Source organism: Morganella psychrotolerans, from assembly GCF_001676155.1.
In the GTDB taxonomy this organism is placed as follows: Bacteria; Pseudomonadota; Gammaproteobacteria; order Enterobacterales; family Enterobacteriaceae; genus Morganella; species Morganella psychrotolerans.
The window spans coordinates 371,648-387,268 of the sequence record NZ_LZEW01000001.1 but is presented as its reverse complement, the minus strand read 5'-3'; the positions used below and the strand labels follow the sequence as shown (position 1 = coordinate 387,268).

Annotated in this window: 15 protein-coding genes; 3 read left to right on the top strand and 12 right to left on the bottom strand. The window is 50.6% G+C overall.

Annotated features, from left to right (window positions below):
* Positions 1-141: 141 nt before the first annotated feature.
* From AYY16_RS01855 to trmJ, 12 genes are all read right to left on the bottom strand, one after another.
* A complete protein-coding gene (locus tag AYY16_RS01855) occupies positions 142-5,178 on the bottom strand; it encodes an alpha-2-macroglobulin family protein (RefSeq protein ID WP_067361277.1) in 5,037 nt (1,678 codons plus the stop codon).
* Between the two features lie 139 nt (positions 5,179-5,317).
* Positions 5,318-5,749, bottom strand: coding sequence for an enhanced serine sensitivity protein SseB C-terminal domain-containing protein (locus tag AYY16_RS01850; RefSeq protein WP_067361274.1), 432 nt, complete (start codon positions 5,747-5,749; stop codon positions 5,318-5,320).
* A gap of 111 nt (positions 5,750-5,860) precedes the next feature.
* Complete coding sequence (gene pepB / locus AYY16_RS01845; protein WP_067361271.1) at positions 5,861-7,156, bottom strand: aminopeptidase PepB; 1,296 nt, start codon at positions 7,154-7,156, stop codon at positions 5,861-5,863.
* Positions 7,157-7,309: 153 nt separating this feature from the next.
* Positions 7,310-7,510, bottom strand: a complete 201-nt coding sequence (gene iscX / locus AYY16_RS01840) for a Fe-S cluster assembly protein IscX (RefSeq protein WP_067361268.1) — start codon at positions 7,508-7,510, stop codon at positions 7,310-7,312.
* A 12-nt stretch (positions 7,511-7,522) separates the two neighbouring features.
* Positions 7,523-7,861, bottom strand: a complete 339-nt coding sequence (gene fdx, locus AYY16_RS01835; protein ID WP_067361265.1) for an ISC system 2Fe-2S type ferredoxin — start codon at positions 7,859-7,861, stop codon at positions 7,523-7,525.
* A gap of 10 nt (positions 7,862-7,871) precedes the next feature.
* On the bottom strand, positions 7,872-9,734 hold the full coding sequence (gene hscA, locus AYY16_RS01830; protein WP_067361263.1) for a Fe-S protein assembly chaperone HscA: 1,863 nt from the start codon (positions 9,732-9,734) through the stop codon (positions 7,872-7,874).
* A gap of 9 nt (positions 9,735-9,743) precedes the next feature.
* Positions 9,744-10,262 carry a co-chaperone HscB gene (gene hscB, locus AYY16_RS01825; protein ID WP_067364552.1) on the bottom strand — a complete coding sequence of 173 codons (519 nt, stop codon included), beginning with the start codon at positions 10,260-10,262 and terminating at the stop codon, positions 9,744-9,746.
* 43 nt (positions 10,263-10,305) lie between these two features.
* Entirely contained in the window at positions 10,306-10,629 is a 324-nt protein-coding gene (gene iscA, locus AYY16_RS01820) for an iron-sulfur cluster assembly protein IscA (protein WP_067361260.1), read from the bottom strand.
* Positions 10,630-10,761: 132 nt separating this feature from the next.
* The gene (gene iscU, locus AYY16_RS01815; protein WP_067361257.1) at positions 10,762-11,148 is read right to left on the bottom strand and encodes a Fe-S cluster assembly scaffold IscU; all 387 of its coding nucleotides are present in this window, start codon (positions 11,146-11,148) and stop codon (positions 10,762-10,764) included.
* A 25-nt stretch (positions 11,149-11,173) separates the two neighbouring features.
* Complete coding sequence (locus tag AYY16_RS01810; RefSeq protein WP_067361254.1) at positions 11,174-12,388, bottom strand: IscS subfamily cysteine desulfurase; 1,215 nt, start codon at positions 12,386-12,388, stop codon at positions 11,174-11,176.
* Between the two features lie 50 nt (positions 12,389-12,438).
* A complete protein-coding gene (iscR, locus tag AYY16_RS01805; RefSeq protein WP_067361252.1) occupies positions 12,439-12,930 on the bottom strand; it encodes a Fe-S cluster assembly transcriptional regulator IscR in 492 nt (163 codons plus the stop codon).
* Positions 12,931-13,014: 84 nt separating this feature from the next.
* Positions 13,015-13,752: a tRNA (cytosine(32)/uridine(32)-2'-O)-methyltransferase TrmJ gene (gene trmJ / locus AYY16_RS01800; RefSeq protein ID WP_067361249.1), complete on the bottom strand. Its 738-nt coding sequence runs from the start codon at positions 13,750-13,752 to the stop codon at positions 13,015-13,017.
* A gap of 120 nt (positions 13,753-13,872) precedes the next feature.
* Between trmJ and suhB the strand changes: the two genes are divergently transcribed.
* The 3 genes from suhB to AYY16_RS20100 all read left to right on the top strand — a co-directional run bounded on the left by suhB (position 13,873) and on the right by AYY16_RS20100 (position 15,572).
* Complete coding sequence (gene suhB / locus AYY16_RS01795; RefSeq protein WP_067361246.1) at positions 13,873-14,676, top strand: inositol-1-monophosphatase; 804 nt, start codon at positions 13,873-13,875, stop codon at positions 14,674-14,676.
* Positions 14,677-14,882: 206 nt separating this feature from the next.
* Positions 14,883-15,116, top strand: a complete 234-nt coding sequence (locus AYY16_RS01790; RefSeq protein WP_067361243.1) for a hypothetical protein — start codon at positions 14,883-14,885, stop codon at positions 15,114-15,116.
* Between the two features lie 318 nt (positions 15,117-15,434).
* Positions 15,435-15,572 (top strand): hypothetical protein, encoded by a 138-nt coding sequence (locus AYY16_RS20100; protein WP_156664940.1) that lies wholly within the window; start codon positions 15,435-15,437, stop codon positions 15,570-15,572.
* Positions 15,573-15,621 lie beyond the last annotated feature (49 nt).

Below are 15,621 nucleotides of genomic sequence, written 5' to 3'. Positions count from 1 at the left end.
AATGGCGGAAAAATACATTACTGATTTCCGGCACAGAATGCAAAAGGGGGAAAAATACACTTTTCCCCCTCAGGTAATAATCTCAGCCCCTGAATTTACCTATAAAACGGTATAAGGGACTGAGGATAACCATATGGCTATTTAACGGACAACTTCCAGTGTTGCAGGTGTCACACCGACTGCACGCCAGGACGGAATATACATGGATTCCACCTGTGGCGCAGGCACGCTGTATTTACCCGGCGTCACAGCACGCGCCAGATAAACCAGTGTTACCGGGCGGTACTCTTCAACCACCACCTGAGACACAAAGCGGTCATCACGATATTCCGTGTGGCGGATTGTCGCCTGCTGCATATCCTGAATCGCTTCTGCCAGGTTTGGCGCGCTGTCACTCAGGCTGGCGCTGCTTGCCGCCAGATTCTGATTTTCCAGCTCCAGACCGGCCGGTAACAAATCAACCACCAGCGCATCCGGCACGTTGCGATCCGCCTGAATATCCAGACGTACCACAACCATATCGCCGCTGCGCAGACGATCAATACTGATTGGGTTACCATTGAGATCCAGATACGTCCGTTTAATCTTCAGGACTTCAGATTCCGGTTTTGGTGCCTGAACAGGATAACCCACAATATTGATGCGCCCATAGAGTTGACTGTCACCTCTGTTCGCCACGCTGATGCCCTTCTGCAACTGACGTGCGGTCAGGTTTTCACGCAGCGCACTATCGTGGCTGAGAGCAGGTGCTTCGCCGTTCAGTACCGCAGACCACGGCACTTCGCTCTGATTGAGATAATGACGACCGGCAAGATACAGCGCGTTACTTTCCTGAGTGGAGAAGTAGCGGCGGTTCTGTATCTCATTGGACAGCGACTGCAATTTCACAAAGCGCTGTTCTGCATCAGAATCTGACTCACTGAGCAGCGCAATAATCATTGCATCATCACGGACATTGCTGCCGTAATCACCGGTATAGGTGTTGCTGTTGCGGTTTTTCATCACGCCGAGGCGGATAGCTTCATTACCACGGTCTGCATCACCCATTTTTTTCAGGGCGATACCGAGCTGAACCAGTGCCAGTCCGCTGCTTGCATCATCACGGCGCTGATACACCTGACGCAGCGCGCCCAGCGGGGCTTTCTGCTGTTGTGCCAGCACATAACCGGCATACGCCTGAACGGCAAAGCGCATTTGATCACTTGCCCCGTAGTAGTTGCTGCTGATAACAGAGCGATCCTGCAAATAGCGCAGCAAACGGTTGTTGGCATTGCTCAGTGCTGATGCCGGAACATCAAACCCGCGCTGTCCGGCACGGAACAGGAAGTCTGTCGCGTACGCTGTCAGCCACGGCTCTTCCGACCCGGTGTTATCCCACAGAGAGAAACTGCCGTCACTGCGCTGCATTCCCAGCAGATGCGGAATACCGGTCATAATCGCCTGGCGGCGTCCGGCATCGGTCTGGGTTTTGATCCCCAGTTTTTTCAGTTCAGCTTCCGACGAATAAAGTGACGGATACAACCCGCTGACTGTCTGTTCCAGACAACCGTACGGATAGGCATACAGCTCGCGGATAAAGCGCGAGATATCCAGTGGCGGACGGCTGGTCAGCAGTAATTCACCGGACACTGTCGAGCTTTCCAGACCACTGAGCTGATCGGCCGGTAATGCCCACTCAGCGGCGTTGCCGAGCGACATGGAATAAGAAACAGTTTCTGCCGGATACGCCGGACGCACGCCGATTTTCCAGCTGTTTTTGTAGACGTCACTGCCGTTATCAGGCAGTTTCAGCCCTTTGACGGTCATAAAGACTTCGCCCTGACCAAAGCCGTTAACCGCTTCCACCGGGACATTGACAGAGGTGCGCTGACCTTTGGTCAGTGTCACGTCTTTCACAGCAGCACCTTTCAGGTTGATCATGCCCTCTGCGCTGAAATTAACGGTCAGATTCTGTGTTTCATCCGTCAGGTTAGTCAGATCTAATGTCAGTTGTGAATTATCACCGCCCGCCATAAAGCGCGGTAACGCCATCTGGCTGATAACCGGTGCCGCAACAATCACTTTATTCTGTGCGTGACCAAAATCTTCATCTGTCCACGCCTGCGCCATCAGACGCAGTTCGCCGTTGAAATCAGGGATGGATAAAGTGACCGTGCCTTCGCCCTGCTCATTGAGAACAACCGGGGCTGCCTGCTGTGCGATAATCTGCACATCATTGAGCGGTTTCAGACCACCGCGATCCAGTTCATCACTACCATCGCCCCCGAAACGCAGCGTGCCGAGACGCCCTTCACCCTCAATCAACTGACCATAGACATCATACTGATCCACGCTGTAGCGCTTGCGCCCGAAGAACGCATCATAAGGGTCCGGCGTTTTATAGTCAGTGATATTCAGCACCCCGGTATCCACGGCGGAGATAAGCACATTCACTTTCTGCGGCATGGCTTTGCCGTCCTGTGCATTTGCTTTGACTTTAACTGTCAGATCCTGGTCAGGACGAATGCGGGACGGTGAATCCAGTGTGACCGCAATTTTACGACCCGGATCAGCCATCGGAATATGCAGAATACCGACCGCACGTTTAACGGTCGCCTGGCGGGAACTATCACCCGGACGGATGATTACCGCTGTCGCATACAGGTCATGGCGCGTCCACTCTTTGTTCAGCGGAACCTCGACATCCAGCCCGCCTTCCGGTACATCCACTTCCTGCCACCACAGCGGACCATCACTTGATTCAAGTAACACATAGCCTTTACCCGCCTGCGGTGCGGCGATATTCAGTTTTACTTTGTCGCCTGCGCGGTAATCCGGTTTGTCGAGTTTCAGTTTGACCTGATCCGGACGCACAGCACCGGTGCCGCCGGTGTTATCCTGCCAGGAATAACCCGCCCAGAAGCGCACGCTGCTGGTCAGCCCGGTCGACGGGTCCAGAATTTCCAGGCGATACGCGCCCCATGACACCGGAACCGTCACTTTTGCCGTACCGTCTTTCGCGATGGAAATCGGGTCACCGGTCATCATCAGGTCTTTCTGGTCATAATTAGATGACCAACCTTCAGAATCTGACCAGCGCCAATAATAGTCGCGGCGCTCGTAAATCAGGCGGGCGGTCAGATTATCGGCTTTTAATTTATTACCCTGCTTGTCCGTATAAACAATTTCAAACTCCGCCAGGGAGTCCTGATCCAGACTGAACTGAGACACATATTTGTCTGTGCGGTAGTCGTAAATTTCTTTTTTCGCAAAGACCGGGCGGATCCCCGCCATTCTTTCTGCCGGCCAGACCGCAAGATCTGCGCGGCGGGTGACAGGACGACCGCCGGTTTCCATCAGGCTTGCCTGAAGAATTAATTTGAACGGTGATTTCACCTCTTTCCAGTAATCATTACTGACAGTGAATGCCGCTTCCCCGTTGTCGCTCATGGTTTCATCGAATTCATCCAGGGTACGGGTCAGATTGCCCTCCTGAATGTCACCGAATTCAAAGCCCGGCAGTTTAGCGACCGCTTCGCGATCCGGACGCATAAAGAGCTGCCCGGTCAGTTGGTTACCGGCAGCCGGTGCGCCATAAAGATAATGACCTTCAAGCTCAAAATCAGCAGTTTGCCCTGCGGTGATCGGCAGTTTTTCTGTCTTGATTTCAAGCGCCATGCGCTCAGGCATGAAATCTTCCACATTGACACTGTAGAAGCGCGGCGTGTTATCACCGAGATCAAAACGCAGCGTCAGTTTGCCGGTTTCAATATTCTCAGGGATCTCATATTTATACTGATACAGCCCGTTTTCCGGCTGCCAGACAAAGGTGGATGCCACTTGTCCGTCATTTTTCAGTACATCAACTTTCACCGGCTGATCTTTTACCGGATGCCCGTCACCATCACGCAGCAGGCCGTTGATAATTAATGTCTCACCCGGGCGGTAAAGGTCACGCGGACCGAAAACAAAAAATTGTTTTGCATAGCCCTGCGGACCGGCGATATCAAACTCAGCCAAATCCAGCGCCGGGTTTTTCAGGTCAATCATACTGGTCTGCCCGTTATGGATAGCCAGTAACAGCGCCGCGTCATTGCCGCGATCCAGTTTTGCATGCCCGCTGCCGTCAGTTTCCCCTTTGCTGAGTAACTGACCTTTGCTGTCGAGCAAACGGATTTCCACACCTTTGATTGCACTGCCTTTTGCCAGCGACTGGGTAAAGACATCCAGTTCATTGAGATAGCTGTGCATCGACACGCCGACATCACTCAGGGTAAAGAGTGTGGCAGGCATGGTGTAACTGTAGCGCCCTGCCTGCTGCATCACCGCCAGATACACACCTTCATCCTGCAACGGCTTGATGTCTTTGAGCGGGATAAGCATGTTTTCGCGGGTGTTTTTCTGCGGATTGAGATCAAAACGCCCGGTATAAACGAGATCCGTATTATTAAGGAGCTCATCAGAATTCCAGTACTGGAGATTGTTTCCGTATTGCCAGCTCGCGAGGAATGCCGCCAGGGAGTCCGGTTTGATGCGGTAGAAATTGACATCAATACTGTCCACATTCAGGGCAAAAACCGGCAGCCCTTTAATTACATCACCCGGGAACAGTGAACCACGGCTGGCAAAGCCGATGCTCGGCGTCACTTCTGCCGTGGTAAGTTTTGCGTCATAACCGTTAACCAATGTGCGTTCATTAATACCGCGCACACCGCGATCAATGCTTAATTGCAGCTCGCGGGATGGCGGAAGATGGCGCATTCTCAGCTCCATCAGGTTATCAGACAGTTCCCACGCGCCTTCCAGTTTACCGTTTTTAACATCCACCAGACGGGCAAACTGACCGAAATCCTGATTCGGATCCAACGGGATGGAAAATGTGACCACCATAGCATTCGCGCCATCAAGCTGAATTTCGGAGGTGTCAATAATCGTCACATCTTTACCGGCATAGCGTTTCGCCATCTCTGCCAGAGACGCTGAATCGTGTGTTTTTTTAGTTTCTTTGGATGACGCGGAAGATGAAGAAGAAGATGAAGAAGGGGTGCCACTTTTATTGGCAGGTGCGGAATCATCTGCGCCCGCCGCCGTTGTTTTACTGCCGGTGTCATCACAACCCATGAGCGCCAGCGCTGAAGCAAGCAGCACTGCCAGGCAGCGCTTCTTACCGATACCCTGTCCTGCTATCGGAAAACTCATAATCAATCCTTTCTGGTGGAGCCCGTAACCCGGGCGCATGTTCGGTATTATTTCACGAAGTGTAAACAAAACCTAAACAAGCGTATAGCGCATTATTCCGAATATCAGCGCAGGGGGTATTCATTCACCAGATAACTTATTACTGCGTCTCCGTTACCGGAATCGCATTGCGCAACCAGCCACCAAGACGACGCTGATAAAATGCGCTGGTATGCTGTGTCAGGAAATGGGTCAGTCCGTCATTTTCATCCGGATTTAACAGACAAAAATCAATATGTTCGCCGTCTCCGAGGTGTGCCATCGCAGCCTCTGCCGCGTCGCTGATAATCGCATCAATCCCGGACTCTTCACTGAATTCAAGGGCGATCAGTAATACCTGTCCGTCCGCGCTTTTATCTTCTTTTTCCTGCGCCATTACCCAGAATGCCCGGCGTACCGGTTTATGCTGTTTAAAAATACCGGACAGTGCGCCAAGTACATCTTCCGGTGTTTTGTCCGGAACACTCAGGAGCAATGCAGTGCCCTGCTCAATCATCACTTCCTGGGGTTCAGCCGGGAGGATATCCGCCATAATAAAGCTCCGTATTTCAGATTCAGTGTGTCAGGTTCAGACAGAAAAACGGTCACGAAAACCGTGACCGTCAAATTACTGATAAAGATAACTAAATTGCCGTAATACGTGTTACTTTCCGGCTTTTTTCAGCAGCAGTGTCGCAACTGTGCGGACACCATAGCCGGTCGCACCCGCCGCCCACATGTCTGACGGCGATTTGCGGTAGGTCGCAGAGCAGTCAATATGCAACCAGTTTTTGCGGTAGTTTTCCACAAAGTGTGACAGGAATGCCGCTGCCGTACTTGCACCCGCCGTATTCGGCGCACCGGTATTGCTCAGGTCAGCGAATGATGACGGTGTTTGCAGGCGGTGGAATTCTGCCAGCGGCAGACGCCAGAACAGCTCTTTTTCCTGATCGGCTGCTGCCATCAGGTCGTTATATAATGCATCATCGAAACTCATGACAGAGTGGTAATCATTACCGACGGCTGTTTTGGCCGCCCCGGTCAGCGTCGCGGCATCAATAATAAACCCGGCATTATCTTTACCGGCTTCGATCAATCCATCCGCCAGCACCAGACGCCCTTCTGCATCGGTATTGAGGATCTCAACGGATTTACCATTACTGTAACGGATAATATCACCCAGTTTGAATGCGTTGCCGCTGATCAGGTTGTCCGCGATGCACAGATACAGTTTGACACGTTTTTGCAGACCACCACAGATAGCCATTGCCAGTGCGCCGGTCAGTGTTGCCGCACCGCCCATATCCGATTTCATAGATTCCATACCGGAAGACGGTTTCAGGCTGTAGCCGCCGGAATCAAAGGTGATCCCTTTACCAACCAGGCTGGCGAAAACCGGGGTGTTATCCTGTTTGCCCGGATTGTAATCCAGCGCTAACAGAACCGGTGAGCGCGAAGACCCGCGACCCACAGTATGGATACCCATATAGCCCTGCTCGCGTAAATCTTCGCCTTTAATAATACGGTAGCCGACTGATCCGCAGGAAACGCTGCACAGTAAATCAACGGCACGCTGTGCCAGTTGTTCCGGTCCCAGCTCTTCTGCAGGGGTGTTGATGACATCACGCACCCAGTCAATGATACGGATGCGGTGCTCTAATTCAGCTTTATCGGCTTCCGGTAATTCAGGCCACTCAATGGAGCGGGCACCTTTCGGCGCACGGAAACCCTGCCAGAATGCCCAGCTTGTTTCCAGATCCCAGTTACTGCCGCTCAGGATCACATTGCGGATCCCCTGACCGTCAATTTTACGCCCGGCGCGCTGAACCGCACACAGCATTCCTTTCTGACTTAAATGAATGGTCATTCCGTTATCAGTTGCGCTGACAAGGGCTTTTTCTCCCCATGCCGGAGAGGCGGGTTCGTATGACAGGGTTACGGGCATGATTAGTTGCGTCATTATATTCTCTCTTTTGATTTTATGATTGTGAGTCACAATCCGATTTTATCTGAGGAATGCACGGGGTGCCGGTCTGCACAGGAGGACAGCATACGCGCATCAGAGACCGCACGGTAACATAATTGTGCGGCCTGACATGCGTAACAAAAAGTGTCATTCACATTCGTCGAGCCAGACTAACAAAATTGCTTCTAATACTTTTTCGTTAGATTTTTCAGGCTCATCGTCAAAATCGTCCAGCGCACAGATCCACTGATGCATATCAGTGAAACGCACCGTTTTCGGGTCGGTATCCGGATATAAATCATACAGTGCTTCGCCGATTTCCCGGGTATCCTGCCATTTCAGTCCCATATCTGTGTTCCTTTATCCGTGCTCACGCGCGTGATTAACAGTGTACTTAGGCATTTCCACAACCAGGTCTTCATCTGTCACTTTTGCCTGGCAGCTCAGACGGCTTTCCGGCTCCAGTCCCCAGGCTTTGTCCAGCATGTCATCTTCCAGCTCAGTGCTCTCTCTGAGGGAGTCAAACCCCTCGCGGACGATACAGTGACAGGTGGTGCAGGCACATGATTTCTCACAGGCATGTTCAATTTCGATACCATTACGCAAGGCAACATCCAGAATTGACTCACCTTCATTTGCGTCGAATACCGCGCCTTCAGGGCATAAATACTCATGCGGTAAAAAAACAATCTTAGGCATAATCTTCCCGTTATATCTCATCCACAGAGTGACCCGCGAGTGCCTTACGGACAGAATTGTCCATCCGGCGGGCTGCGAATACCTGTGTTTGCTTGTCCAGTTGTTTAATTGCGCGTTCAATCGCGACCGGTGAGTCGCCTTGCGCGCTTTGAATAAGAGCATCAACTGCCGCATCGATGGCGGCATTTTCGTCGTCGCTCAGTAAATCGCCATCCTCTGACAGAGCCTGTGTCAGGCTCTCCAGCAGGCGGGCAGCGTCCACTTTTTGTTCCGCCAGACGGCGGGTGGATACATCGTTATCTGCATTTTCGAGTGAATCTTTTATCATGCCGGCGATATCAGTATCGCTCAGGCCATAAGACGGTTTGATCTGCACTGACGCCTGCACACCGGTGGATTTTTCCAGTGCGCTGACACTCAGCAGACCATCCGCATCCACCTGAAAGGTGACACGGATATGTGCGTTACCGGCTGCCATCGGCGGAATGCCGCGCAGTGTGAAACGCGCAAGCGAACGGCAGTCACTGACCATTTCCCGCTCGCCCTGTAAGACATGAATGCTCATGGCCGTCTGACCATCTTTGAATGTGGTGAATTCCTGGGCGCGGGCAACCGGGATGGTCGTATTGCGCGGAATAACTTTTTCCACCAATCCGCCCATGGTTTCCAGCCCGAGTGACAGCGGGATAACATCCAGCAGCAGCATGTCACTGTCCGGTTTGTTACCGGCAAGAATATCGGCCTGGATTGCCGCACCGAGTGCGACCACTTTGTCCGGATCAATCGAGGTGAGCGGCTGACGGGCAAAAAATTCGCCGGCGGATTCCCGCACCAGCGGAACGCGGGTGGAGCCGCCGACCATCACGACTTCACAGACTTCATCCTGACTGATACCCGCATCTTTCAGTGTGCGGCGGCAGGTCATAAGGGTTTTTCTGACCAGCGGACGGATGAGTTCTTCAAAGGTTTCGCGGGTCAGCACGCCCTGCCAGCCATCAACAGAAACTATCGTTTCCTGTGCATCTGAGAGGGCAATTTTTGCAGCGGATGCCGCATTTAATATTGTGCGGTGGTGTGAATGGTCACGCGCCTGCATGCCGCTGCTCTGATAAATCCAGTCAGCTATCAGGGCATCGAAATCATCACCGCCGAGTGCGGTATCACCACCGGTCGCCAGCACTTCAAACACACCACGGCTCAGACGCAGGACAGAAATATCAAACGTGCCGCCGCCAAGATCATAAACTGCAATCACACCTTCCTGCCCGGAATCCAGCCCGTAGGCGATAGCGGCAGCAGTGGGTTCATTCAGCAGGCGCAGTACATGCAATCCGGCAAGCCGCGCGGCATCTTTGGTGCCCTGACGCTGTGCATCATCAAAATACGCGGGAACGGTGATCACCACTCCGTCCAGATCTCCGCCGAGGGTTTCCTGCGCACGCAGTGCCAGCACAGACAGAATATCGGCAGAAACACGCACGGGATCAACCAGACCGGCAGCCGTGCGGATCAGTGGCAGGCCATTTTCACTTGCCTGTAGCTGATACGGCAGTCCGGGATAGCGTTGGGTAATATCATTGAGAGAGCGCCCCATCATCCGTTTAACTGAAATAATGGTGTTTTGCGGGTCGGCAGCCGCATTGGCGAGGGCTTCGCGCCCGACGATCCGGTTGTCAGTACCCCCGTTTTCAGCGCAATAACGCACCACTGACGGCAGCAGAAAGTGTCCGTTGCTGTCTGCCAGCACATCCGCCTTTGCACTGCGTACAGTGGCAACAAGTGAATGCGTGGTGCCTAAATCAATACCCGCAGCAAGGCGGCGCTGGTGCGGAGCCGGAGCCTGCCCCGGTTCGCTGATTTGTAACAGTGCCATATTTTTCCCTTAAAAACTGTCTGACAAACGTTCTTCAATATTATCAACTTGTTGCGCCAGTTTACTCAGAAATCGTAACTTACGCACACTGTCTGCGGCTACCAGCCAGTCTTTATCATCAAGCTGCCGGATCATCTCTGCCATGCGGGTTTTTGTCATTTTATCCGTTTCAGCAGCAAAACCGTCCAGCGCATCGCTGTCCTGCTTTTGCTCAATAATATCAAGAGATTCACGCAGATCCATCTGTTCCATCAAAAACGCAGTATCATGCATGGTGTGCTGTTCATTATTGATATCAATATCATGTAACAGCAGCATATATTCTGCGCGTTTCAGGGGATGTTTCAGTGACTGGTAAGCTTCGTTGATGGTCGCGGCCATAGTCAGCGCCTGCGCCTGTTCCCGCTCGTCATGGGTGGCGAAGCGGTCGGGATGATACTGACGCTGCAAATCCTGATAACGTCCGGCAAGAACCTGAGTGTCAAGCTCGTAACGCTCAGGCAGGCTGAACAGGGAAAAATAGTTCATATCGTACTCTTTACGGCGCACAAAGCGCGGATAGATGGAGAAGTTAAACGTGAAAACTTTCGCCGCAGCCGCATTCGCTGTCAACATTCGGGTTACTGAATTTGAACCCTTCGTTTAACCCTTCCTTCACGAAATCCACTTCCGTGCCGTCAAGATACACAATACTTTTGCCATCAATAATGACTTTAACGCCTTTGTCTTCAAACACAATATCGTCATCATTGAGTACATCGGCAAACTCCAGCACATAGGCCATACCAGAGCAACCAGAGGTTCTTACACCTAACCGCAGGCCTAATCCTTTGCCCCGGTTTTCCAAAAAACCGGATACCCGGTTTGCCGCACTTTCTGTAAGGGAAATGGACATTACACACCTCGCTCTATAAACCAGTATGGCGGATCACTGAAATGCTCAGTATCCGCCATTAATTTTTTTATTACTCGTTCCCATCTGAACAGCAGGAATTCACATCCCTGCACTCAGTGATAACGGGGGCTATTATTTGCCCTGGCGCTTACTTTTGTAATCCGCAATTGCTGCTTTAATCGCATCTTCAGCCAGAATTGAGCAGTGAATTTTCACCGGCGGTAATTCTAACTCTTCCGCAATAGCGGTATTTTTGATGGACTCAGCTTCATCCAGGGTTTTCCCTTTCATCCACTCTGTCACCAGCGAGCTGGAGGCAATTGCAGAGCCGCAACCGTAAGTTTTGAAACGGGCATCTTCAATTACGCCGTTATCATCAACTTTGATCTGCAGTTTCATGACGTCACCACAGGCCGGTGCACCCACCATGCCGCTGCCGACTGTCGGATCTTCGTTATCAAAAGAGCCCACGTTGCGCGGATTTTCGTAGTGATCGATTACTTTTTCGCTATAAGCCATTGTTTATGCTCCTGAAACCGTCTGATTAATGGTGTGACCATTCAATACTGTTAATATCAACACCTTGCTTGTGCATATCCCAAAGAGGGGAAAGATCGCGCAGGCGGCCAATTGCGTTATGGATAAGCGTGATTGCGTAGTCAATCTCTTCTTCAGTGGAAAAACGCCCCATTGAGAAACGGATTGAGCTGTGCGCCAGTTCATCTGTCATACCCAGTGCGCGCAGAACGTAAGACGGTTCCAGGCTGGCAGACGTACAGGCAGAGCCGGATGAGACAGCCAGGTCTTTCAGCGCCATCATCAGGGATTCACCTTCAACATAGTTGAAACTGACGTTAAGAATATTTGGTGCCGTATGTTCCGGACAACCATTAAGATACGTTTCTTCAATATCTTTGATGCCGTTCCACAGACGCAGACGCAGTGCAGACAGGCGCTCAGATTCCGCCGCCATTTCTTCTTTTGCAATACGGTACGCTTCGCCCATGCCGACAATCTGGTGTACCGGCAATGTACCTGAACGCATACCGCGCTCATGACCACCGCCGTGCATCTGTGCTTCGATACGGATGCGTGGTTTACGGCGGACATACAGTGCCCCGATCCCCATCGGCCCGTAAATTTTGTGACCTGAAAAAGACATCAGGTCAACTTTCAGCGTGCTTAAATCCACCGGGATTTTACCGACGCTCTGGGTCGCATCCACATGGAAGATAATACCTTTGCTGCGGCACAGTTCACCGATAGCAGCGATATCCTGAATCACACCAATTTCATTATTCACATGCATAATTGACACCAGAATGGTGTCTTCACGCATTGCCGCTTCTAATTGCTCAAGCGTAATAATCCCGTTGCGCTGCGGCGCTAACGTGGTAACTTCAAACCCTTCGCGCTCTAACTGACGGCAGGTATCCAGCACCGCTTTATGCTCGGTTTTACTGGTAATAATGTGCTTGCCTTTTTTGCCGTAGAAATTCGCGGCACCTTTAATAGCAAGGTTGTCTGACTCAGTTGCACCCGATGTGAACACAATTTCACGCGGGTCCGCACCGACCAGTTCAGCTATCTGGTTACGGGCGATATCAACCGCCTCTTCAGCCTGCCAGCCAAAGCGGTGTGAACGTGACGCCGGGTTACCAAAAACGCCGTCCATTGTCATGTATTGCATCATTTTTTCAGCAACACGCGGATCAACCGGTGTCGTTGCTGAATAATCTAAGTAGATCGGTAATTTCATCGCTCAATTGCTCCATGAACTACGGTTGCGTTGTTAACGCAGGTTTCTGCTTATGCTTGCAGATTGATAATCGTTTCGTTGATAGCTAAACTATGTGCCCGGCGTTTATCATCCTGGCGATCAGCAACATCAATCACTTCTTTATGATTTACCAGCTCTTCAAGGCTGATGCTGCTTAAAAAATCAGTAATACGGTCACTCAGGTCACGCCATAATGCGTGGGTCAGACAGCGGTCACCGCCCTGACAGCCTTCCTGAGTTCCCTGGCAACGCGTTGCATCAACGGACTCATCAACAGCTGAGATGACCTGAGCAATAAAAATCTCTCCCGGCGCACGTGCCAGACGATAACCACCGCCCGGACCACGGACGCTGGAAACCAGTTCGTTTTTACGCAAACGGGAGAAGAGTTGCTCAAGATAGGAGAGGGAAATACCCTGGCGCTCGGAAATTTCAGCCAGCGGTACAGGCCCCCCTTGGGAGTGCAGTGCTACGTCAAGCATAGCTGTCACTGCATAACGCCCTTTTGATGTCAGTCTCATAACCGGATCCCCGTGATAAATGGTGACGAAATTGTGTCATTCCTGAGTAATTTAGTCAACTATTTAACCCAGTAAATTACTCAACTATTTTTTTGCCCATTTTTCAACAGAAGTCAGTATGCCGCGCAGGATATTCAGCTCCTGCACTTCCGGATGCGCGCGGGTAAATAAGCGGCGCAGGCGGTTCATAATCTGACCGGGATGCGCTTTGCGGATGAAACCGGATTCATTTAATACCGATTCAAGATGCGTATAAAACCGCTCCATATCATCAGCCGGCGGATAGTGTACCTCATCCTCTTCATCATGATGTGGCGGTTGGCTCTCATTCTGAGAGGCCAGAAATGCCATACGGATCTCATAACTGACCAGCTGTACCGCCATCGCCAGGTTCAGTGAACCGTACTCCGGGTTGGTCGGAATATAAAGATGATAATTGCATTTTTGCAGCTCGTCGTTGGTCAGCCCGACACGCTCGCGACCAAAAATAATGGCGACGGGTGCGGTCAGTGCAGCTTTGACACTTTTTTCACCGCATTCACGCGGTTCAACCATCGGCCAGGGCAATGTACGGGAACGCGCACTGGTGCCAATCACCAGTTCACATCCGGCGATTGCCTCATCCAGCGAGCTGACAATTTTTGCATTGCCGATAACATCGCTGGCACCCGCTGAGAGTGCAATAGAGTGGGAATCAGGCTGAACCTGCGGATTAACCAGATAAAGGTTAGATAACCCCATCGTTTTCATGGCGCGCGCAGCGGAGCCCATGTTGCCGGTGTGTGAGGTTTCGACCAGAACAATTCGGATGTTTTCAGACATAACAAGCTATATTTGAGAAATTATCGCTTTATCTTAACACAAGAATAGTCAGAATGACGATCACCTGTTATAATCCGCGGCGATTATTTTCGTTCTTTAACATCCCGGTGGACAACCCCCATGCATCCGATGCTTACCATCGCCATACGTGCTGCACGTAAGGCCGGCAACCTGATTGCCAAACACTATGAAATGCCTGACAGCGTTGAGACTACTCAGAAAGGCGTGAATGACTTTGTCACTAACGTTGATCGTGAAGCTGAACAGATGATTATTGAAATCATCCGCAAGTCATACCCTAAGCACACCATTATCTCTGAAGAGTGCGGTGAATTAATCGGCGAAGAACATGATATGCAATGGGTTGTTGATCCCCTGGATGGCACAACCAACTTCGTTAAACGTCTCCCGCATTTTGCTGTATCCATCGCTTTTCGTATCAAAGGCCGCACTGAAGTGGCTGTGGTATACGATCCTATGCGTAACGAATTATTCTCCGCAGTCCGTGGTCAGGGCGCACAGTTAAACGGCTACCGCCTGCGCGGTGCATCCGGTCGTGAACTTGACGGTGCAATTCTGGCGACCGGTTTCCCGTTCAAAGCCAAACAGCACGCTGATACCTATATCAAAATCCTGGGCAAACTGTTCAACCGTTGTGCGGACTTCCGCCGTAGTGGTTCTGCTGCACTGGATCTGGCGTATCTGGCTGCCGGTCGTGTTGACGGTTACTTTGAAATCGGTCTGAAACCGTGGGATTTCCTCGGCGGCGAACTGCTGGTCCGTGAAGCGGGTGGTATTGTCTCTGACTTCACCGGCGATCATAACTATATGACCAGTGGTAACATTGTGGCAGGCAGCCCGCGCGTTGTGCGCGAACTTCTGTCAGAAATGCGTGACGAACTGACTGAATCACTGAAACGCTGATTCTGTTTCGTCTGCCGGATAATCAGTGCTCTGCTGTTTATCCGGCAAGTTTGTTTACCGGCGATCAGCCACAAATTATAGTTCCCCCTCCTATATAATTATCAATCCCTTTATTTTTTATAATATTGTCCGTCTTTTATATTTAAATAGTATATGCACTGTTCCTGCTACAAAAAAACAGACTATTTTATTATAAAGGAAACTATATGGTTCAGGCTGAAAATATAAAATACTCAGATTTAGTATCATTATCTGATGAAATAAATAACGACCAGAAAAATATCACTGAAATACCCTTTGCGGAGCAGTACAGTAGTATATCCGTGCACTCTTCACGGGTTCTTAACGCACTCGATATGGAAATAGAACTTATTGATTCATATCAGCATTATCTGGATTCGGATAATAACACCACCTATCTTAACGATATCAAAAAATGACATCAACAACCTGAGCACCACTGTTCACGGCTATACTGATATGATGCACACATCAGAACTCATAGATAACGCTGAAAAACACGGACATGATTTATCTGAATTAGTTAACAGCTATTATGATCATATTGAGCAACTGAAAAAAAATAAAATTCCCTCATCTGCCTGTTAAATTTGATTTCCCGCAGAAAGATACACTGATTCTCAGTATTGATGACCTGATAAAAAAAACTCAGTGAAGAAATTAAACATCTGAAATTGCAAATAGAGGATACCGTTAAATTCTCGGCACTTCTTCATAAAATAAATCAGCTGACAGACATGTCACTCGCTGTTATCCACTTTTGGGTGATGAATGTTTCCCGCTATGATGCGTATTTTGCAGAAGGGGCTTCTGTGGAAGGGCTTAATGAAATAGTTAACAGTCACATTAACGCACTGAAGTATTACAAAAGCTAACTCTCCGCCGCTTGCATATACTACAGGCAGTTGTCAGACATGAGCGGCG